General features: G+C 64.5%; 22 protein-coding genes. 8 read left to right on the top strand and 14 right to left on the bottom strand.

Going from position 1 to position 20,487, the window contains the following annotated elements:
* Window positions 1–16: 16 nt before the first annotated feature.
* The 4 genes from gluQRS to ACN6O8_RS13415 form a co-directional block, all read right to left on the bottom strand.
* A complete protein-coding gene (gene gluQRS / locus ACN6O8_RS13430; RefSeq protein ID WP_427991520.1) occupies window positions 17–898 on the bottom strand; it encodes a tRNA glutamyl-Q(34) synthetase GluQRS in 882 nt (293 codons plus the stop codon).
* Window positions 899–997: 99 nt separating this feature from the next.
* Entirely contained in the window at window positions 998–1,456 is a 459-nt protein-coding gene (locus ACN6O8_RS13425) for a DUF494 family protein (protein WP_060720880.1), read from the bottom strand.
* Between the two features lie 236 nt (window positions 1,457–1,692).
* Window positions 1,693–3,717 (bottom strand): TRAP transporter permease, encoded by a 2,025-nt coding sequence (locus ACN6O8_RS13420; protein ID WP_427991519.1) that lies wholly within the window; start codon window positions 3,715–3,717, stop codon window positions 1,693–1,695.
* Between the two features lie 102 nt (window positions 3,718–3,819).
* On the bottom strand, window positions 3,820–4,782 hold the full coding sequence (locus tag ACN6O8_RS13415) for a TAXI family TRAP transporter solute-binding subunit (RefSeq protein ID WP_427991518.1): 963 nt from the start codon (window positions 4,780–4,782) through the stop codon (window positions 3,820–3,822).
* Window positions 4,783–4,972: 190 nt separating this feature from the next.
* Here ACN6O8_RS13415 and ACN6O8_RS13410 point away from each other — a divergent pair, with 190 nt between their 5' ends.
* Entirely contained in the window at window positions 4,973–6,112 is a 1,140-nt protein-coding gene (locus ACN6O8_RS13410; protein ID WP_427991517.1) for a DSD1 family PLP-dependent enzyme, read from the top strand.
* Window positions 6,113–6,146: 34 nt separating this feature from the next.
* Here the strand turns inward: ACN6O8_RS13410 and ACN6O8_RS13405 are convergent, their stop codons facing one another.
* Genes ACN6O8_RS13405 through ACN6O8_RS13390 form a run of 4 tightly spaced genes read right to left on the bottom strand, consistent with a single transcriptional unit; the run spans window position 6,147 to window position 8,993 of the window.
* Window positions 6,147–6,884 carry an amino acid ABC transporter ATP-binding protein gene (locus ACN6O8_RS13405; protein WP_427991516.1) on the bottom strand — a complete coding sequence of 246 codons (738 nt, stop codon included), beginning with the start codon at window positions 6,882–6,884 and terminating at the stop codon, window positions 6,147–6,149.
* A complete protein-coding gene (locus ACN6O8_RS13400; RefSeq protein ID WP_427991515.1) occupies window positions 6,865–7,521 on the bottom strand; it encodes an amino acid ABC transporter permease in 657 nt (218 codons plus the stop codon). Before ACN6O8_RS13400 ends, ACN6O8_RS13405 begins: the two co-directional genes overlap by 20 nt.
* Window positions 7,518–8,186, bottom strand: a complete 669-nt coding sequence (locus ACN6O8_RS13395) for an amino acid ABC transporter permease (protein ID WP_076408188.1) — start codon at window positions 8,184–8,186, stop codon at window positions 7,518–7,520. The genes ACN6O8_RS13400 and ACN6O8_RS13395 overlap by 4 nt, the downstream gene beginning before the upstream one ends.
* A 24-nt stretch (window positions 8,187–8,210) precedes the next feature.
* Window positions 8,211–8,993: a transporter substrate-binding domain-containing protein gene (locus ACN6O8_RS13390; protein ID WP_427991514.1), complete on the bottom strand. Its 783-nt coding sequence runs from the start codon at window positions 8,991–8,993 to the stop codon at window positions 8,211–8,213.
* 279 nt (window positions 8,994–9,272) lie between these two features.
* Between ACN6O8_RS13390 and ACN6O8_RS13385 the strand changes: the two genes are divergently transcribed.
* Entirely contained in the window at window positions 9,273–9,740 is a 468-nt protein-coding gene (locus ACN6O8_RS13385; protein ID WP_427991513.1) for a type III secretion system chaperone, read from the top strand.
* 11 nt (window positions 9,741–9,751) lie between these two features.
* A complete protein-coding gene (locus ACN6O8_RS13380; protein ID WP_427991512.1) occupies window positions 9,752–10,609 on the top strand; it encodes a hypothetical protein in 858 nt (285 codons plus the stop codon).
* A gap of 176 nt (window positions 10,610–10,785) precedes the next feature.
* On the opposite strand, the gene ACN6O8_RS13375 is transcribed toward ACN6O8_RS13380, so the two are convergent.
* Window positions 10,786–11,751 carry a Bug family tripartite tricarboxylate transporter substrate binding protein gene (locus tag ACN6O8_RS13375; protein WP_427991511.1) on the bottom strand — a complete coding sequence of 322 codons (966 nt, stop codon included), beginning with the start codon at window positions 11,749–11,751 and terminating at the stop codon, window positions 10,786–10,788.
* Between the two features lie 213 nt (window positions 11,752–11,964).
* On the opposite strand from ACN6O8_RS13375, the gene ACN6O8_RS13370 reads away from it, so the two are divergent.
* Window positions 11,965–13,158: an acetylornithine transaminase gene (locus ACN6O8_RS13370; protein ID WP_427991510.1), complete on the top strand. Its 1,194-nt coding sequence runs from the start codon at window positions 11,965–11,967 to the stop codon at window positions 13,156–13,158.
* A gap of 337 nt (window positions 13,159–13,495) precedes the next feature.
* Here the strand turns inward: ACN6O8_RS13370 and ACN6O8_RS13365 are convergent, their stop codons facing one another.
* The 3 genes from ACN6O8_RS13365 to ACN6O8_RS13355 form a co-directional block, all read right to left on the bottom strand.
* Entirely contained in the window at window positions 13,496–14,335 is an 840-nt protein-coding gene (locus ACN6O8_RS13365; RefSeq protein WP_427991509.1) for a hypothetical protein, read from the bottom strand.
* A gap of 124 nt (window positions 14,336–14,459) precedes the next feature.
* Window positions 14,460–15,326, bottom strand: a complete 867-nt coding sequence (locus ACN6O8_RS13360) for a DUF4231 domain-containing protein (RefSeq protein WP_427991508.1) — start codon at window positions 15,324–15,326, stop codon at window positions 14,460–14,462.
* Entirely contained in the window at window positions 15,323–15,823 is a 501-nt protein-coding gene (locus tag ACN6O8_RS13355; RefSeq protein ID WP_427991507.1) for a TIR domain-containing protein, read from the bottom strand. The genes ACN6O8_RS13360 and ACN6O8_RS13355 overlap by 4 nt, the downstream gene beginning before the upstream one ends.
* A gap of 597 nt (window positions 15,824–16,420) precedes the next feature.
* On the opposite strand from ACN6O8_RS13355, the gene ACN6O8_RS13350 reads away from it, so the two are divergent.
* Window positions 16,421–17,191: a DUF1883 domain-containing protein gene (locus tag ACN6O8_RS13350; protein WP_427991506.1), complete on the top strand. Its 771-nt coding sequence runs from the start codon at window positions 16,421–16,423 to the stop codon at window positions 17,189–17,191.
* Window positions 17,192–17,552: 361 nt separating this feature from the next.
* Window positions 17,553–17,885 (top strand): hypothetical protein, encoded by a 333-nt coding sequence (locus ACN6O8_RS13345; RefSeq protein ID WP_006392221.1) that lies wholly within the window; start codon window positions 17,553–17,555, stop codon window positions 17,883–17,885.
* Between the two features lie 80 nt (window positions 17,886–17,965).
* Here the strand turns inward: ACN6O8_RS13345 and ACN6O8_RS13340 are convergent, their stop codons facing one another.
* Window positions 17,966–18,922 (bottom strand): GlxA family transcriptional regulator, encoded by a 957-nt coding sequence (locus ACN6O8_RS13340; RefSeq protein WP_427991505.1) that lies wholly within the window; start codon window positions 18,920–18,922, stop codon window positions 17,966–17,968.
* 142 nt (window positions 18,923–19,064) lie between these two features.
* Between ACN6O8_RS13340 and ACN6O8_RS13335 the strand changes: the two genes are divergently transcribed.
* Together ACN6O8_RS13335 and ACN6O8_RS13330 are read left to right on the top strand one after the other, a co-directional pair.
* Entirely contained in the window at window positions 19,065–19,385 is a 321-nt protein-coding gene (locus ACN6O8_RS13335) for a DUF3817 domain-containing protein (RefSeq protein WP_427991504.1), read from the top strand.
* A gap of 3 nt (window positions 19,386–19,388) precedes the next feature.
* Complete coding sequence (locus tag ACN6O8_RS13330; RefSeq protein ID WP_427991503.1) at window positions 19,389–19,817, top strand: CopD family protein; 429 nt, start codon at window positions 19,389–19,391, stop codon at window positions 19,815–19,817.
* 34 nt (window positions 19,818–19,851) lie between these two features.
* On the opposite strand, the gene ACN6O8_RS13325 is transcribed toward ACN6O8_RS13330, so the two are convergent.
* Window positions 19,852–20,358 carry a hypothetical protein gene (locus ACN6O8_RS13325; RefSeq protein WP_427991502.1) on the bottom strand — a complete coding sequence of 169 codons (507 nt, stop codon included), beginning with the start codon at window positions 20,356–20,358 and terminating at the stop codon, window positions 19,852–19,854.
* Window positions 20,359–20,487: the final 129 nt, after the last annotated feature.

Genomic DNA, 20,487 nt, shown 5'->3' with positions numbered 1-20,487 from the left:
ATCCCGGCAGGCCGGATCAGGACAGCGGAAAGCGCGCGGCCCAGCGCGCCGTCGCCTCGCGCAGGAATGCCGCCGTGTCCGGCGCGTCCAGCGGCGCGAATCCCAGCGCGCGCCACGCGCCCTGCAGCGACGCCAGGGGCGCGTTCGTGTCGATGGCCGGGGCGCCGTTCTGCTTGGACAGCTTCAGGCCGCTGGCGGGATCCAGGATCAGCGGCACGTGCAGGTAGCGCAGCGGCGGCAGGCCCAGCAGCCGGCCCAGCACGCGTTGGCGCGCCGTGGAGCTGAGCAGGTCGGCGCCGCGCACCACGTCGGTCACGCCCTGCGCGCCATCGTCCACCACCACCGCCAGTTGATAGGCCCACAGGCCATCCGCGCGCTTCACGGCGATGTCGCCCACCGCCCGCGCCACGTCCTGCTCCTGCGGGCCCAGCCAGCGGTCCTCGAAACGCTCCACCCCTTCCGGCATGATCACGCGCCAGGCGCGCGCCTCGCGGCCGGGCGCCAGGCCGTGGCGGCAGGTGCCAGGGTATGGGCGTTCGCCGTCCGCGCCGGGCGCCGCCTGGCCGCGCAGCGCCGAATCGGCGATCTCGCGGCGGGTGCAGCCGCAGCCATACACCAGGCCGCGCGCGGCCAGCGCGTCGAAGGCCGCCTGATAGGCGTTGCCGCGCTGTGACTGCCACATGACGTCGCCGTCCCAATGCAGCCCCAGCGCCTGGAGCTGGCCCATGATGCGTTCGGCCGCGCCGGGCACGGTGCGTGGCGTGTCCACGTCCTCGATGCGCAGCAGCCAGCTTCCCCGGTTGGCGCGCGCGTCCAGCCAACTGGCCAGCGCGGCCACCAGCGAACCGGCGTGCAGCGGCCCGCTGGGGCTGGGGGCGAAGCGGCCGGTGTAGGTCACGGCAGGGGGTAGCGAAACAGAGGGTTTACGGCGAAGCGGCGCCGCGCGCTCGAGGCGCGCGGGTCGCGGGGCAACGCACGCCGGCGACAGCCGGCGCCGTCAGTGCAGCAAGCGCGTGCCGTCTTCGTCCAGCAGCTCTTCCAGGACCAGGTTGTCGATCTCGGCTTCCTGGCTCCAGAGAACCATGAGGGCGATGATCTTGATCTTGGACAGCGGCACGGGCGATTCCGGTGACGCCAGGCCCCGGTCGATGACGATTTCGCGCAAGGGCGCGGGCAGCACGCCGGCCGATTCCAGGAAGGCGATGAAGCCGATGGATTCGGAACCGAGTTGCTGGTATTCGTTATCGGTGTAGATCCGGGTACCGGTAGTGGGCGCCTGAGCGAGATCGACGCAGCGTTCGGTGGTTTCGGCCAGGCCGTAGAGCCAGCCGAGCGCGTCGTCGATGTCTTCGTGCTCGAACCCGGCGGCGGCCAGCCGTTTGGCCAGCACGTCAGCGGCGGGACAGGCTTGCGGCGTGTAGTAATTCTCGTACAGATAAACCAGGATATCGAACATATGGCGCAGTTTGTGCCTGTTTGCACAGTCGGCCCGCATATCGGCAGACCAGCAAACATGGATTTTACTTTACGCTGATTTACTACCCCGGGCAACCGCCGAAAAGGCGGAGCGCGGCGGGGCGTCGTGGTCCCGCGACAGTCACCAAGTCCACGCCCGCTCGTTGCCAGACTAAGCGGCTTTCCCGGCGCGGGGCGGACGCCATGGGGTCCGCCCCTCTTTAATACCCACAGGGCCTATGCGGTCTTTGGCGCCGACTCCAGTTTGAGCTGCGCCAGTTGGCGCACGAACACCGGAATGCAGATGGCCAGCCCGATCAGCCCGCTGGTCAGCCCCGGCAGGATGGTCAGTAGCGCGCCCAGCGTGCATAGCCAGCGTTCCCAGCTTTTCATGCCCACCAGCATGTAGCGCGAGAACGCCGCCGACAGCAGCACCAGGCCCACCATGCAGCCGAACAGCGTCACGAAGAAGTCGTACCAGGTGAAGCCCTGCACCGAGATCAGCAGCGACGGCGAGAACACGAACACGAACGGCACGATCAGTTTGGTGATGCCCAACCGGAACGCGGTGTTGCCGGTCTTGAACGGATCGCTGCCCGCCATGCCCGCCGCCGCGTACGCCGCCAGCGCCACCGGCGGCGTGATGTCGGCCAGGATGCCGAAATAGAACACGAAGAAGTGCGCCGCGATCGGCTGCACCCCCAGTTGCACCAGCGTCGGCGCGGCCACGGCCACCATGATCAGGTAGTTGGCGGTGGTGGGAATGCCGCAGCCCATCAGGATGCAGACCACGCCCGTCATGATCAGCGCCGCCACCAGCGTCAGCGACTGGGCGTTGGCGATGGCCTCGGGAATGATCGCGCCCGCGACGCCGGCGATCGATTGCGCCGCCGAGATCACGATGTACGAGATCTTGAAGCCCACGCCCGTCAGCGTCACCACCCCGATCACGATGCCCACCGTACCCGCCGCCGCGCCCACCGCCAGCGCGTACTTGGCGCCGGTCTCGAAGGCTTCGTACAGGTCGCGCCAGCGCAGCCGCTGGAACGGATTGAGCAGGCCCACGATGATGCAGCCGGTGATGCCGGCGAACGCCGCCAGGTACGGCGTGCGGCCGCTGGCCAGCACGCCGATCAGCAGGATCAGCGGAATCAGCGTCGGCCAGCGCATCTTGAACGATTGCTTCAGCTTGGGCATTTCCTCGGCCGTCAGCCCGCGCAGGCCTTCGCGCTTGGCCTCGAAGTGCACCTGCATGAACATGCCGAAGAAATACAGGAAGGCCGGGAATATGCCCGCAATCGCGATCTGCTGGTACGGAATGCCCAGGAACTCGATCATCAGGAACGCGGCCGCGCCCATGATCGGCGGCGTGATCTGGCCGCCCGTGCTGCTGGCCGCCTCCACCCCCGCCGCGAAGTGGCGCGGATAGCCGATGCGGATCATCGCCGGAATGGTCAGCGAGCCCACCGTCACGGCGTTGGCCACCGACGACCCCGACAGCATGCCGAACATGGCCGAGCCGAACACCGACACCTTGGCCGGCCCGCCGGCATAGCGGCCGGCGATGGTGGAGGCCACGTCCAGGAACAGCTGGCCCAGGCCGATGCGCGTGGCCAGCACGCCGAACAGCACGAAGTGGAACACGTAGGTGGCCACCACGCCCACCGCCACGCCGTACACGCCCTGGCTGGTCAGGTACATGTGGTTGACGATCTGCGACCACGTATTGCCCGCGTGCTGCAGCAGCCCGGGGAAGTAAGGCCCGAACGCCGCGTAGGCCATGAACACCAGTGCGATGATCGGCAACGGCCAGCCCATGGCGCGGCGCGTGGCTTCCAGCAGCCCGATCAGCAGGATCGAGCCCATCAACACGTCGATCGGCAGCGGGTTGCCGACGCGGAACGCCAGGTCCTCGAAGATGTAGGGGATGTACAACACCGACAGCGCCAGCGCGATGGCGATGATCCAGTCGTACAGCGGCACGCCGCCCGGGGCGTACCAGGTGGATTTCGGCTCGCGCTGGTAATGCGCCTTGGAAAAGCCGAACACCAGGAAAATCAGGCTCAGCACGAAGGCCAGGTGCACGCCGCGGTGCGTGGCCTCGCGCAGCAGGCCGAAGCCGGCGGTGTAGTAGTGGAACAGCGACAGCGCCACCAGCAGGCCCGAGACGATCCAGGTGGCGCTTTTGTGCAGCGGCCGGAAGCGGATCTCGGAATCGTACTTTTCCGCCAGCTGCTGTGTTTTCTCGTGGTCTATTTCCATAGCCGTGTTTCTCAGGTGAATCGCGAACAGGGCCGCCCGAGGCGGCCCTGCGCAAGCGCGGCGCCGATGGCCGCGCGCTTCCCGATGGGAATGGGTCGGCGCTTACTTCAGCAGGCCGATTTCCTTGTAGAACTTCTCGGCGCCCGGGTGGAACGGGATGCCGGCGCCCTTGACCGCGTTATCGCGGGTGATGAGCTTGCCCTTGGCGTGGCCGCTGTCCAGCGTCTTGCGGGTGGCGTCGCTGTACAGCGCCTTGGTGACCTCGTACACCACCTGCTCAGGCAGCTTGGCCGACGTCACCATCTGCGCATTGACCGAGATGGTCTTGACCTCGCCCACGTTCTGGTAGGTGTTGGCGGCAATGGTGTCGGGCGTGAAGAACTCCTGCTTGGCGCGCAGCGCGTCGATCTCGGGGCCGACCAGCGGCACGATGTCGATGCCCGCGCCGCTGGAGGCCAGCTCGGCGATGGCGCCGGCCGGGGCGCCGCCGACGAAGAAGAACGCGTCCAGGCCGCCGTCCTTGAGCTTGTCGCCGGCCTGGTTGGGCTTGAGGTATTCGGCCTTGACGTCCTTATCGGTCATGCCATAGGCGCCCAGAATCAGGCGCACGTCCACCAGCGTGCCCGAGCCGGGCTCGTCCATCGACACGCGTTTGCCCTTCAGGTCGGCCACGCTCTTGATGCCCGCGCCCTTGCGCGTCACCAGGTGGATGCTTTCCGGATACAGCGTGGCGATCAGGCGCAGATCCTGCGCCTTGGGCTTGCCCTCGAACGTGCCGGTGCCGCTGTAGGCCCAGAACGCCACGTCCGACTGGGTGAAGCCGGCCTCGAACGAGCCGCCGATGATGCCGTTGATGTTGGCCACCGAGCCATTGGAGGCGACCGCCGTGGCGATCAGCTTGCCGGGCTGGGACACGGCGTTGGCGATGATGCCGCCGATGGGGTAGTAGGTGCCGGCCGTGCCGCCGGTGCCGATGCGGAAGAATTGCTGGGCTTGCGCGGCCCCGGTCGCGCCGACGGCGGCGGCGGCCATGGCCAGGGTGGCGATCCAATTCTTGAGTTTCATGCGAGCTTCTCCGTTATAAGTGGAAGTAACGTATTGTTGTGGTGAAATTCTGGCATGTCCCCCGCCCCGCGCCAATGGCCTCGAAGCTATGGTTTACCAGGGGTTGGCGCGGCGCAAAACACGGGCCCGGCGTGGGCCGACGCATGCGGAGGCGGTTCTTGCGCCACCGGTTCGATCACGGAGCTATTCGATGTCCCAAGAAGTCATTCGCGGCATTGCGCTGCCCCCGCCCGCGCAGGCCGGCGATCCCCTGGCCAGCGTCGACACGCCCAGCCTGGTGCTGGACCTGGCCGCGTTCGAGGCCAACCTGCGCGCCATGCAGGCCTGGGCCGACCGCCACGAGGTGGCGCTGCGCCCGCACGCCAAGGCCCACAAATGCCCCGAAATCGCGCGCCGCCAACTGGCGCTGGGCGCGCGCGGCATCTGTTGCCAGAAGGTCAGCGAGGCCGTGCCCTTCGTGGCCGCCGGCATCACCGACATCCACATCAGCAACGAAGTGGTCGGCCCGGCCAAGCTGCGCCTGCTGGCCCAACTGGCGCGCGCCGCCAAGCTCAGCGTCTGCGTCGACAACGCTGCCAACCTGACGCAGATCGCGCAGGCCATGGCCGCGGCCGGCGCCGAGATCGACGTGTTGGTGGAAGTGGACGTGGGCCAGGGCCGCTGCGGCGTGTCCGACGACGCCACCGTGCTGGCGCTGGCGCAGCAGGCGCGCACCCTGCCGGGCGTGAACTTCGTCGGGCTGCAGGCCTACCACGGCTCGGTGCAGCACCTGCGCACCCGCGAGGAACGCGCCGCCGTCTGCCGCCAGGCCGCGCGCATCGCCGCCTCGTACCAACTGCTGCTGCGCGAAAGCGGCATCGCCTGCGACGTCATCACCGGCGGCGGCACCGGCAGCGCCGAATTCGACGCCGCCAGCGGCGTCTTCACCGAACTGCAAGCCGGTTCCTACGCCTTCATGGACGGCGACTACGGCGCCAACGAATGGGACGGCGCGCTGGCCTTCCAGAACAGCCTGTTCGTGCTGTCGACCGTGATGAGCACGCCGGCGCCGGATCGCGTCATCCTCGACGCCGGCCTGAAGTCCACCACCGCCGAATGCGGCCCGCCCGCCATCCATGGCGCGCAGGGCCTGCAATACGCCGCCATCAACGACGAACACGGCGTGGTGCGCGTGGCCGCTGGCGCGCAGGCGCCGGCGCTGGGCGATACGCTGCTGCTGGTGCCCTCGCACGTCGATCCCACCTTCAACCTGCACGACGGGCTGGTGGTGTATCGCGACGGCATCGTGCAGGACATCTGGGAGATCTCGGCGCGCGGGTTCTCGCGCTGATGGCGGGGGGCGGGCCGTCGGCAACGGCCCGCGCCTAGCGCGCCAGATCCGTCATCCCCAGGAACTGCCGCAGCTCCGGCGTCGCCGGCGCCGTGAACAGTTCCTCGGGCGGCCCGATCTCATGCACCCGGCCCTGGTGCATGAACACCACCCGGTCGCACACCTCGCGCGCAAAGCGCATCTCGTGCGTCACCATCAGCAGCGTCATGCCGTCGGCGGCCAGCTCGCGCACCACCGCCAGCACCTCGTTGACCAGCTCCGGGTCCAGCGCCGACGTGATCTCGTCGCACAGCAGCGCCAGCGGCTGCATCGCCAGCGCGCGCGCGATCGCCACGCGCTGCTGCTGCCCGCCCGACAATTCCTCGGGCCAGGCGTCGAACTTGTGTGCCAGTCCCACCCGCGTCAGCATTGCCCGCGCCAGGTCGGCGGCCTGGTTCTGCGGCATGCGCTTGGCCACCATCGGCGACAGCATCACGTTGCGTCCCACCGTCAGGTGCGGGAACAGGTTGAATTGCTGGAAGATCATGCCCACCTTCAGCCGCAGCGCGCGCAGCCGCAGTTCGTCGTCGCCCAGTTGCGCGTCGGCCACCATGATGGCGCCGCCGTCGATCTGTTCCAGCCCGTTCACGCAGCGCAGCAGCGTGCTCTTGCCGGAACCGCTTTTGCCGATTATGGCGATCACCTCGCCGGGCTCGACGCGCAACGTCACCCCTTTCAGGACTTCGTTGTCGCCGAACTTCTTGCGGACGTCTTCAAGGGCGATGAGGGGCATGCAACTTCCTTTCCAGCAGCAGGCTGAGGCGCGACAGGGGCCAGCACAGCGCGAAATAGATCAGCGCGGCGCAGGCATAGACGGTGAAGGGGCTGAAGGTGGCGTTGGTGATCACCGTGCTGGCCTTGGACAGCTCGGTGAAGCCGATGATGGACGTGAGCGCCGTGCTCTTGACGATCTGCACCGCGAAACCGACGGTCGGCGCCACCGCGATGCGCAGCGCCTGCGGCAGCACCACATGGCGCATCTGCTGCACGTAGCCCAGCGCCAGGCTGGCGGACGCTTCCCATTGGCCCTTCGGAATCGCCTCGACGCAGCCGCGCCAGATCTCGGCCAGGAACGCGCCCGACCACAGCGTCAGCGCCGCGCCCGCGGCCAGCCACGGTGGCACTTCCAGCCCCAGCAGCGACAGCCCGAAGAACGCCAGGAACAACTGCATCAGCAGCGGCGTGCCCTGGAACAGTTCGATATACGCCCAGCTCACGCGCCGCATCAGCGGCACGCGCGAGGTCCGCATCATCAGCGCCAGCCCGCCCATCAGCGCGCCGCCGGCAAACGCCACAAGCGACAGCACAACGGTCCAGCGCGCCGCTAGCAGCAGGTTGCGGACAATGTCCCAGGTGGTGAACTCGATCATCGCGCCGCCTTGCGGAACAACCGCCTGCCCGTCATGCGCAGCAACTGGCGCAACAACACCGCCAGCGCCAGATAGATGCCGGTGGTCACGAAATACACCTCGAACGCGCGGAAGTTGCGCGACTGGATGAAGTTGGCCGCGAACGTCAGGTCCTCGGCCGCGATCTGCGAACACACCGCCGACCCCAGCATCACGATCACGATCTGCGACGACAGCGCCGGCCAGATGCGCGCCAGCGCGGGTTTCAGCACGACATGGCGGAACACCTGCAAGCGCGTCATCGCCAGGCTGGCGCCGGCCTCGTACTGGCCCTTGGGCGTGGCGTCGATGCCGGCGCGGATGATCTCGGCGCTGTAGGCGCCCAGGTTCAGCGCCATCGCCAGGCAGGCCGCCTGCATCTCGCTGAACTGCACGCCCAGCGACGGCAGCCCGAAGAACACGAAAAACAACTGGATCAGGAACGGCGTATTGCGCACCACCTCCACATAGGCGGTGACCGGCGCGCGCAGCCAGCGCGGCCCCTGCGTGCGGGCCCAGGCGCAGCCGATGCCCAGCGCCACGCCCGCCACCGCGCCAAACGCGATCAGCTCGACCGTCACGCCAATGCCCTTGATAAGCACCGGCGTGTAGTCGAACACGGAAGCGAAGTCGAATTGATAAGCCATGAACCGCGCTCCGACGCGCCCGCCTTACAGGTCCTTGGGCAGATCGGCGCCCAGCCACTTCTTGGAGATCGCCGCCAGCGAACCGTCGCGCTTGGCATTGGCCAGGATCTCGTTGACCTTGGCGCGCAGCTTCGGCTCGTCCTTGTTCAGGCCGATGTAGCAGGGCGAATCCTTGATCAGGAACTTGGTCTCCGGCTTCTTGGGCGGATTGCGCGCCAGGATCGCGGCGGCCACCACGTTGCCGGTCGCGATCAGCGGCACCTGGCCCGACAGGAAGGCGGTGATGGTGCCGTTGTTGTCTTCATAGCGCTTGAGCGTGGCCGTGGGCGGCGCGATCTTGGTGAGCTCGATGTCCTCGACCGCGCCGCGCGTCACGCCGATGGTCTTGCCGGCCAGGTCGGCGGCCGATGCCACCTTCAGATCGGCCGGGCCGAACACGCCATTGAAGAACGGCGCATAGGCGTCGGAGAAGTCGATCGCCTTCTCACGCTCGGGATTCTTGCCCAGGCTGGAAATTACCAGGTCCACCTTGCGCGTCTGCAGGTACGGCACGCGGTTGGCGCTGGTCACCGGCACCAGCTCCAGCTTCACGCCCAGTTGCTTGGCGATCAGCGCGGCGGTGTCGATGTCATAGCCCAGCGGCTTCATGTCGGCGCCCACCGAGCCGAACGGCGGAAAGTCCTGCGGCACGGCGACCTTGAGCGTGCCGGCCTTGACGATGTCATCCAGGGTGTCGGCATGCGTGAGCGGCGCGGCCAGCAGCGTGGCGGCAGTGCAGAGGGACAGCAACAGGGTTCTACGCTTCATGAGGAACTCTCCAGGGCGCGCCGCCCCGGGAGCGGGGTCGAGCGTTGCACACCAATTCGGTATACAAAACCTGAAAAGCAAGTTCCATGCCATTTGGCGGCCGCTGTGAGGCCTGGCGAGAACGAATCCCTCGGCGCACCGGCGTGGTGCGCGGCGCGCCGTGGCGGCGCATCGGCGGCACCGGAACGGCGCGCCGGCCCAATTCGTAACGCCACGGAACCCGGCCCCGCGCCGCGTTACTCATGCCTTGTCAAGTCATCCATTCCAAGGAGAACAACAATGGCGTTTCATGACCTCATCAACGCGGCCGCGGACCGCCTGCAACTGGGCGGCGGCGTCGACGCCAAGGCCCAGGCGCTGGACATCCAGTTCCAGGACGACCACCCGGTGCGCATCGAGCACCACGACAGCCGCGGCCAGATCAGCCTGGCCGGCGTGATCGGCTTCTATCCGCCGCAGGCGCAGCAGGCCCGCCTGTTCGAAACGCTGCTGCAAGCCCAACTGTACGGCCTGCTGACCGACGGCTGTGCCTTCAGCGTCGACGCCGACGCCAGCAAGATCCTGTTGTTCAAGACGCTGCCGCTGGACGGCCTGGACGCCGACGGCCTGGTGCGCGCGCTGGGCGACTTCCGCCTGGTGCAACAGACCTGGCGCAAGGCCTACGCCGACGGCAAGCTGACCGCGCAGGATGCGCCAGCCCCGGCCGGCGCCGCGCCCGCCGTGTCCCCCGCCATCAACCTCGCCTGAAGGAGAACGACATGGCTGGAGGAGGAATCGGACAGGTCGGCGGCGGCCAGCTCAACGGCGTGGCGCCGGTCGGCGTGCAGCAGGCGCCGCAGAATGGCAACGTGCAGCAGGCGCAGGGCTGGTCTTTGTCCAGCGCCTTCAACCGGCTGCTGGAAAACGTGATCGGCGGCACCGTGCATCAGTTGTCGAACGTGGTGCGCGGAATCGATCTCTACGTGCAGTCAGAAGCGCAGGCGCAGGGCGCTCCGGCGCCGGATCTGGCCGAGATCTCCCGCTTCACCGTGCTGGGCAGCCTGCCCAACGCCCCGGGTTTTCAGAATGCCACCAACGACAACGGCGCGCGCTCGCAGCTACTCACCAATGCCTTGAACAACCCGCAGGCGACGCCGCAGGAAACCGCCGTGATGAACCGCCTGAACGGCGTCGCGCTGAACAACCTGACGCGCGGCGGCCAGGCGCTACAGATGAATCAGCAACAGTTCCACGCCGCCCTCATGTGCGGCGGCCACTTCGTCGTCAACGATGGCGGCGCGCTCGCCAACCAGTTGCAACAGGATGGTGGCGGGCAGATGCAGGCGCGCGGCTCCAGCCACTACAAGGGGTCGCCGCACCAGCAATACGGCATGGATCTGCCCGGCGTTGGCCACCTGCTGATCGGCCGCACCAACACCGGCGACAGCTTCTTCCAACTGGAATCGCACGGCGTCGGCAACCCGCAGCAAGGTTGGGGCGAATGGGCGCAGGAATTCGGCGGCCACATGCTGTCGTGGGGCATGCACATCGGCTCCAGCTCATCCTACGTGCAGATCGGCCCGCACGGCGCCATCGAAGGCAGCGAGAAGGACAACAACCACGTCGTCATCAACTGACGCACAAACGCCGGGCCAGGGCCCGGCGTTTGTGGTTGCGCTGGTGGTTTTGTCGCGGACAGGGTATGGCGACACCCTCGCAGCGGCCTGGCCGTGGTCGACAAGCCGGGCCAGCCCTTTTCGCGAGCCGGACGCGAAGGCCCGCCAGGCCACCGCGCCAGCCTTCAAGCCACGCGTCAGTCCACCTGCGCGCCCGACTGCTTGACCGCCTTGCCCCACTTCTCGACCTCGCCGGCGATGAACGTGCCGGTGGCCTCGGGCTTCATCGGCATCGGTTCCGCGCCGCGATCGCGGAAGAACTTCTGCATCTCGGGCGTGCCCAGCACCTGGCCGATCTGCTGGCTCAGGTAGTTGGTGATGGCCGGCGGCGTGTCACGCGGGGCCAGCACCGCCGCCCAGCCGATCGCCTCGACACCCGGATAGCCGCTCTCGGCCACCGTCGGCACGTCCGGCAACTGCGGCAGGCGCTTGGCCGTCGTCACCGCCAGCGCCACCGCCTTCTTGCTCTGCACGTGCGGCAGCCCCGCCGTCACCGAATCCACCATCAGCGGCACCTGATGGCCCAGGAAATCCGCCTGCGCCGGGCCGCTGCCCTTGTACGGAATATGGCGGATGTCGATATTGGCCGCCGCCTTGAACATCTCGGCCGACAAATGCTGCGTGCCGCCGATGCCGGCGCTGGCATACGCCAGCTCGCCCGGATTGGCGCGCGCCTGCTTCACCAGTTGCTGCAGCGACGTGATGCCCGAAGCCGGCGTCGCCAGGAACATCAGCGGCACCGAGAACACCCCCGACACCGGCGCGAAATCCTTGGTCAGGCTGTAGTTGATGGTCTTGTACAGCGTCTGGTTCACCGCCGCGGCCGAGCCCGCTATCACCAGCGTGTAACCATCCGGCGTGGCGCGCGCGGCCTGCTCCATGCCGATATTGCTGCCGGCGCCGGCGCGGTTCTCCACCACGATCGGCTGCTTGAGCGCCGTGCCCAACTTCTCGGCCAGCGCGCGGGCGAAGATATCGGTCGCCTGCCCCGGCGGAAACGGCACCACCAGGCGGATGGGACGGTCGGGATACTCGGCATGCGCGGCCGTCGCGGCCGCCGCCAGCACCAGGCCGGCGGCAAGACTGGAAAGAATTCGTGTCATGATCGGTCAGTAAAAAGCGACAAAGGGCGGCGCCCGGCGCCTGCCCTGTTGCATAAAATAGAGAGCCCCGCGCAAGCGGCCCTTTTGAGGCGGCCGTGGGGCGGATCGGCTGGGGGTGCGTCACGATAGCATCCCGCCGCCGATGCTAAATTCGGCATTTACGCGTTTCCCACCCTTTTTCAACCCGGTTCTCACAATTCAGCAGGCACCGCCATGGAATTCAGCCAGTACAACGTCAACGCCCTCATGGAGATCACCTCCCGCCCGGACCTCGTGTTCGTGCGCGGTCAGGGGTCCTGGCTGGAGGATCACGCCGGCAAGCGATACCTGGACTTCATCCAGGGCTGGGCCGTCAACACCCTGGGCCACTGCGCCCCGGAAATGCAAAAGGCCCTGCTGGACCAGTCCAAGCTGCTGATGAACCCGTCGCCGGCGTTCTACAACCTGCCGTCCATCGAACTGGCCAGCCGCCTGACCGGCGCGTCGGTCTTCGACCGCGTCTTCTTCGCCAACAGCGGCGGCGAAGCCAACGAAGGCGCCATCAAGCTGGCGCGCAAATGGGGCCAGGTCAACAAGAAGGGCGCCTACAAGATCATCACCATGAACCACGGCTTCCACGGCCGCACGCTAGCGACGATGTCGGCGTCCGGCAAGCCGGGCTGGGACAAGATGTTCGCGCCGCAGGTGGAAGGTTTCCCGAAGGCCGAGATCAATGATCTGGAATCGGTGCGCAAGCTGATCGATGACCAGACCGTGGCGATCATGCTGGAACCGGTGCAGGGCGAGGCTGGCGTGATTCCGGCGACCAAGGAATTCATGCAGGGCCTGCGCAAGCTGGCGGATGAGCACAAGCTGCTGTTCATCGTTGATGAAGTGCAGACGGGTATGGGCCGCACCGGCACCCTGTTCGCCTACCAGCAATCCGACGTGGTGCCGGACATCATGACGCTGGCCAAGGGGATTGGCGGTGGCGTGCCGCTGGCTGCGCTGTTGGCGCGTCAAGAGGTTTGCGTGTTCTCGCATGGGGACCAGGGGGGCACGTATAACGGGAATCCGCTGATGGCGGCTGTCGGCGTCGCGGTGTTCGACGCCCTGGCCGCGCCGGGCTTCATGGAATCGGTCAATGCCCGTGCCAAGCAACTGTCCGAAGGGCTGCTGGCTTTGTCGGCCAAGTATGGGATGAAGGGCGAGCGCGGGATGGGCCTGCTGCGCGCGCTGGTGATGGATCGCGATGACGGCCCCGCCATCGTCGAAGCCGCGCGCAACCTGGCGCCCAATGGTCTGCTGCTGAATGCGCCGCGGGGGAATCTGCTGCGGTTTATGCCGGCGTTGAATGTGACGGCGGAAGAAATCGACACGATGCTCACGCAGCTGGATGGGTTGATTGCGCAGGTGCGTAAGGGTTGAGCATTTTTTTATCGTAGGTGAAACAAGGGCCGCTTCTGCGGCCTTTTTTTTTCCATATGACTATTTATTTGGCATCGAAATCGAATTACGGCTGCTTTCGGCCATCAACGGTCATCCGGATGCAATGAAATTTGGACATTCAGTCGAGCGTTGTTCCTCGCAGGTGGTCATTGACCAGAGGTAGCAGCCGGGCGTTGCTGGGTCTCATGCAGATTCGGCAGATCCAGCCACACGCGGCGCGTCTTTACTGTAACCTCGCGCGCAGCAATTTCACCTTTTTTCTGGAAGATCACGACCAACAGAGCAAGGGCAACTGTTCGACGACGCAGGACGCTAACTAGCCCCCAATGATGGCTTCAAGGCGTCGCTGGAGCGTTTGACCCAAGACCTGGCGACCCTCTGCATTGTTTAGGTATGAGACATAGCGAAGGTGGCGAAGATCAAACGGTATGTCGTTGGTGTTCTGGGTGATGAGAATTACCTCGCGGCCCAAAGTATGGGCTATGCCGATTTCATAGAAGACGTTCGGGTTTCGGTTTGTGCAATCGCAGATTACAACGCGCGAGCGGTCGATTAGCGAAACGATATCTTGAATGATCGCGGGATTTTCCCAGATATCGTCAGCGCGACGGCAACGAAGCCCGATGCTTTCTGCAGTCTGTCGAAGGGCTTCGTATACGGGAGTGAAGGACGCGTCAAACGGCATCATAGCCGAAAGCAGCGTCGGTTCAATCCGTTCATGCTCCGTGATATTGAATACGGTGGGACGCTGCCGGCGTGACTGTGTATTTCGGATAAGAACCCTGTAAAGGTCGACCTCCTTTACCGCCCAATGACTCCGAGAGAACTCGAAGTCATGAGGCATGTCGAAATCGATCCTGTTCGCGAAAATTGCGCTATTCAGGAGTGGAGGGATATCCATATCGAAGGTGTATTCGATGGCAATATCGCGTCCGGAAAGCCGAGCATGCGTAATTGTCCCGACCCGGGCCAGCTGATCGTTCGTTCCTTCTTGCATGAAAATGCACGGCAGGCGGATAAGGCGGTCGAGGGCGATTCGATCTCCGTTGCGAAAGGATGCAGCGACGTCGTCGTTGGTGTATTCAAACAACCGACTAATCGGAACTGTGTCTCGCCCTGCGCCCCAAGGGCTGAACTGTACCAATAGATTAAACAAACCGATCTCCTTGCCTCTGTCGATTTTTTTAGCCGATGATTTTCTCAGATGTCACAAGTCAGAGACGCCGGAAATTACTTCCTTGAAATAGGTCGGAGCTGCTGACGGGCCGCAACGCGCACCGCTAGTCAACATCCCGTCGCGCCTGCCACTGGGTATGCTCTCGTGAAAAGGCATTCTCAGCATCGCCTACATATTTCGAGAACTTGTCAGCCGTCGGTGGATTTGGCAAGGCTATCCGCAGTAGCCCGATTTCGTGTGCCGTAAGCGTGTATGAGGCAGCCAGTTCCTGATAGCGTTTCGTCTGTATCCATGCCATGCCGGAAGCCGAGAACGCCACGAGAATGTCAGTCGGCCAATAGTTGACGGTTGGGTGAGCGATCTTTGCTGCAGCGAACCCCAGTGCCAGCAGGTTCATCAGGATCAAACCGCCAAACCATAGCGTAGATGAGCGTTGATTGAGTCTCGCTTTACGGCTGTACCAGCCTTGCTGATCTTCAACCCTTTCCGCCTCGTACAAGTCGATGCGCTGTAGAAGCGGCAGATTTCGAACGCGCATCATCTCTTGCGTAATTTGCGAGCCGGATGCCATTGTTACTGCGTGAGCCGAGATGTTGGTGTTCGTAGTGAAGATGTCAGTGAGCGAGTCCTTGAAGTGGTCGCGGTCAGAAGCCTCATCCCGGTTGAATGGCTCAGCGCGCATCATGTACCTCCAAGAGACTGTCTTCACCGATTCCGCTAAGGCACGCGTGCCATACCAAATGCGCTGCGGTCGCATGACGGCAAGGTACAAGATCAGTAATAGCGTTCCGACAAGCGGACTCATTTGGAGAAGCGCGAAATAACTTGTTTGGACGTTTGCCACAGACATTGCGGCGGCGATCACAAGTAGCGTCAGATTTCCACCCAACGCCAAGAGAAACTTCTTCTGCGCCTTCTTCGAGGCGGCGTCAGCCGCTTGATACAGCGGGGGAAAATCATTCTCTTTCATAGACCAAGCGAGGTGTAGACGTGGGGCTTCAGATACAAGTCGATAAGGCCCTGCGCCTTGTAGTTGGCAAATCCATCGCAGAAGTCGTCCAGCGCAAACTGGATGGCCTTTGCCCTGAACGGCACATGAATCGTGCATGTACCGCGTAGGATTGGAGGGCACAAATTTGTGTCCATTGTCTTCGAGTCATTCAGGTTCACGACCACAATTGGGATGCCCATCGCGATGCACGTCTCAATTTCCCATCGCACGAACCTGTACAGATATCTGGTGCTGTCTCCAACTATGACGATGGCCTGCTTGGTGTTTTGAAGGCGTTGCCTGAGGACGCTTTTGACGTACCCTTCGCTAGCTGTACCTTCCATCGGCCTCAGGTCGTGCGCATTATAGAAGCTGAATTCCATGTGCTCGTTCTTGTTCCAGCCGAGCATGAAACCGTACGCCCACATGTCCTTGTCACCGTCAAAAATGACGTATGTTTTATTCCGGTAACCCATAATCGCGTACCTATGGTTTCTTCCCAGATAACGAGAAGCTATCAATATTGCCGGGGAATACTAGTTGTAAAATTTTCTAGTGGCATATTGTCTGGGCGATTGACCTTCACGGTCAACAGGAACCTGCAGCACCGGGTTCAAACACTGACTTTCGGGGAAGGTATATCGATGAGTCCCGGAGTACTGACGGTGGGCAACATCCGGATGCTCGCCGGAGGACGCACATCAATCGCTGGGCCGCACTGGGGCCTCGAATACCAGCTGGCCCACACCTTTGGATGTTCGGCCAACATCTCAAGAAGGACTTAGATGTGAGACAAGGCTTGAGGTCCGGATTGGGGCGACGGTGGATTTTGTGCACAAATGATGAACGCACTATTTATCAGCGCGACTTTCAAGAAGACACCGAATGCCCACGTTACTTATGCAAAAAATGCGCACAACCCCGGCCCGGCCACCTGCCGGCTTCAAGGGGTTAGTCTTGACGTAGGACATCCAGGCGCAACCGGTGAGCATTCGCGTATCCAAACGTTGGTGCTATAAGCGACAATCGATCGGTAATACGTTAAAAGTCACAAGAAGCCTTGGAGCCTATGAATGAACTTTACTCACTACGATCTCGGTCAACTAAGTTCGGGACAGATCGTCGAAGTCACACTGTCGGGAAGCGCCGCAAATGTGAAATTGATGGACTCGTCCAACTTCAGCAACTTCAAGGCGGGGAGGCAACACCGCTACGTCGGAGGCTTGGTCAAGCAGTCTCCGTACCGTGTGCGAATTCCAAGTTCCGGGCGGTGGCACGTTACTGTTGATATGAATGGCCTTCGAGGAACGGTTCGCTCTGCCGCTCGGGTGTTGCCAGGCTCTTTACCTACGGCGAGATCGATTCCGTTGGCGAATGTGCCAAGTTTGGTGCAGCGAGATGACCCACCCGGGGTTGATTCCGTGAGGCGTGAACATGACGTTTTCATATCTCATGCTTCTGAGGACAAGGACGCCGTCGTTAGGCCCTTGGCGGCGGCGCTAGTCGCGGAAGGCCTCAATGTTTGGTATGACGAATTTGAGCTTCGCATCGGCGATAGTTTGCGAAGGAAGATTGATCAAGGTCTGGCCAATAGCCTCGTTGGCTTGGTAGTTCTTTCCCACTCCTTTATCGCAAAGGGCTGGACCAACTACGAACTTGATGGAATCGTCACTCGCTCGGTGTCGGGCGAGCAAGTCCTACTGCCCATCTGGCACAACATCTCAAAGCAGGAAGTCGTTTCGTATAGCCCGTCCCTAGCAGATAAGGTGGCACGGAGCACCGCGACGCACACGGTTGAAGAAATTGCGAAGGAAATCGCCGAATTAATTGCAAGCAAGCGGTGATCACCCCGAACCCTTCCACTGGACTGACTGCTTAGGGTCGAAAGCAGACCTCACTTAGTGCCTGTGCCAGTGGCCAAATTGCCTCACTTTGCAGATAAGGCGCTGCCCATCGCCTTATACTCCCTACACTACTGTCACCAACGGTAGCCCGGTTTGGAAGCCGGCAATGTCTTTGGCGGACCGCCGCCGCTTGGCGGCTTTTTCACGTCCGTACGCCTCTGCACGTCCCTATGGGCGGGCCCTGGCAAGGGTGCGTTCGCGCACGCCGGTTTCCAAAGACGCCGGTCTTCCAACCTTGCCTTGCGCCCGCCCGCCCCATTTGGAAGTGGGGAGCGGGCTTCATCAGTCTTTGGAGCCTGTCATGCAATCCCACCCCCTCACCCAAAACCCCTGGCTGGTCGACACCGACCCCGAACTCGGCCCGGTTCCCCTCTCCCACCTCTACAACATCGAACGCGCCCGCTACGCCATCCAGACCATCGCCCGCCTGGTCGGCAACAGCGCCTCGGAACCCGCTGCCACCGGCAGCCAACCGCTGGACGCATGGACGGTAGCTGCCTTGATGGGCGGTGTGGAAGGCCTGTGCGATCACCTCGGCACCTTGACCGACGCCATGCTGGAATCGGCCCGCGCCTACGCCGATGACGCCGCGTTCGACGCCGCCACGCACAACGCGCCGCGCTCGATCCAGTAACCCGAAAAAAACCTACGGCCTGCCGCGCAACGCGTCAGGCCAGTTCCAGGCCACCAAGCGGCAGGCCGCCCCAGCCACCCTCACCCCGCCCGCCGAAACGCCCTTCGATACCCCATCGGGCTCGTCCCCACGATCCCCGTGAAATGCTCGCGCAGCGACACCGCGGACCCAAACCCCACCTCCATCGCCACCCACTCCACCGGCAGGTCCGTCGTCTCCAGCATCCCGCGCGCGCGGTTCACGCGGGCCTGGATCACCCATTGCAACGGACTCACCCCCAGCAGCTCCTGAAACCGCCGGTTCAACGTCCGCACGCTGACCGCGGCCTGATCGGCCAGCGCGCCGACGGTCAGGTTCTGCGTCAACCGGCTCTCGATCCAGTGCAGCAGCGGCGTCAGGTCGGTGTGCGAGGCCGGCGTGGGCCGCACGATGAACTGCGCCTGCCCCCCGGCGCGTTCCAGCGGCACTACCGCCAGCCGCGCGCTGTTGGCGGCGACGGCGGCGCCGTGGTCGCGCTTGATCATGTGCAGGCACAGGTCCATGCCGGCGGCGGCGCCGGCGGAGGTGAGGACCTGGCCGTTGTCGACGAACAGCACGTTGGGGTTGACGTCGATGGCGGGGTAGCGGCGCGCCAGTTGGTCGGCGGCTTTCCAGTGGGTGGTGGCCTTGAGGCCATCGAGGATGCCGCTGGCGGCCAGGACGAAGGCGCCGGTGCAGATGGAGGCGACGCGGGCGCCGGCGGCGTGGGCGTGGCGGATCAGGTCGAGGATGTCGCGGGGGACGTCGTGGCTCGGGTCGGCCAGGCCGGGGACGATGACGGTGTGCGCGTGGCGCGCGACGTCGAGGCGGGCGCGGACGTGCAGGTCGTAGGCGTGGGTGCGGACGCGGGGTTTGCTGGCGCAGACCTGCACGTCGTAGGGGCGGCGGCCGTCCAGGGTTTCGGCGAGCGGGAAGATCTCGCAGGGCGCGGCAAGGTCGCCCGCGACCAGGCCGTCGAAGGCGAGCACGGCGATGCGATGGGGGGCTTTTCTGGGCATGCCTGGGGTTCCGGCGGTGGCGACGGGGCCGATCGGCCTGATCGCACGGTTGGCGGGTTTCTTTCGAAGATTGGCATTTTGGCCAATGGCTGGCGATTGCGCCAGCCCGGACAATGCCGGTTCCCTTTGCGACGCGGTGGCCATGTCCATGAAAGATTCCGGCGGTTCGACACCTTTGCTGTTCAAGTGGGCGGCGGTCCTGGAGGGGACGACGCTGTTGGCGCTGCTGGGCATCGCGGTGCCGTTGAAGCATCTGGCCGGGATGCCGGCGCCGGTGTCGTGGATCGGGCGGGTGCATGGCGTGGCGTTCATGGTGTACATCGCGCTGGCGTGCAATGTGGCGGCGGCGCAGGACTGGCCGCGCAAGCGGCTGCTGCTGACGTTGCTGGCGACGCTGGCGCCGTTTGGCGGCTATGTGATCGCGCGATCGCTGGGCCGTGCGACAGACGCCGGGAGGGCGTGAGCGATGGGCTATCTGCTGATCAAGGCGCTGCACATCGCGCTGATGCTGTTCTGGGTGGCGGGGATGGTGGTGCAGGGGTTCGTGCTGGCGGCGGCGGCGAAGCTGCCGGGTCCGGCGTTGCCGCAGGAGCTGGCGCGGTTGCGCTTGTTGCGCAAGGGCGAGCGCCTGTTGACCACGCCGGCGATGGTGGGTGCGTTGGCCAGTGGCGTGTATCTGGCGGCTAGCGCAGGGTGGTTTGGTAGTGGCTGGTTGTCGGCGAAGCTGGCGTTGGTGCTGGGGCTGGCGGCCGTGCATGGGATGCAGGCGGGGTATTTGCGGCGGCTGGCCGAGGCCCCGGGCGAAGGCACTGAAGCGGGCCGCGCGCGGTTGTTGCCGGCGGTGCTGGTCGTGCCGGTGCTGATCGTTCTGTTGGTGGTGGTCAAGCCGTTCTAGCGCCGATGTGCCGCGCGGTGCATGCGACGCGCCGCTATTGCCCTTCCCAGGCCTGCGCCTCATTCACCGGCTTGGGCAGATATCCCTCCAAGGTCTCGGCGATCCAGCCCGGGTCGATGTAGTTCCAGGTCGACTCGATGACCCACGCCAGGCATTCCTCCGGGCCGCCGTTCAGGTACGGCGGCGGTGACACCGGCTTGAACACGGTGGGCAGCTTCTCTTGCAACGACAGGTCGTTCAGGACGAAACCCAGTTCCTGCACCACGCGCCATGCCAGGGGATGCGCCAGGTCGATCGTCAGCTTGACCCACCAGTACGCATCGCGCGTCACTTCCGACGACAGCACGGACACGCCCGGCATGCGTTCCAGGTAGGCGACCAGGCGCGGCAGGTTGGCATGCAAGGGTTTCGGGTCGATCGACTCGGCCGGCGGCGTGATGTTCTCCAGCTTTCTGATCAGGTGGGCGTGCAGCGTCCGCTTGGCGTCTTCGGCTTCGCGCTCCAGGGCCTTTTGCAGCTTGCCGGGCAGGGTCAGTTCCATGTCGGTCCTTTGATGGCGGTGTGGGGGGATATTACACAGGGGCGCGCGGCCATTCGCTTCGTCCGAAACCCACGGCCCGCACGCGCATGGACGCGTTGAAGCCCGTCAAAATGGGTTTCAGTCGATCCC

Origin of the sequence: Achromobacter sp. (assembly GCF_050285565.1) — a bacterium.
In the GTDB taxonomy this organism is placed as follows: domain Bacteria; phylum Pseudomonadota; class Gammaproteobacteria; order Burkholderiales; family Burkholderiaceae_B; genus Achromobacter.
The sequence above is the reverse complement of the archived record's forward strand: the minus strand, read 5'-3'. Positions and strand labels throughout refer to the sequence as shown.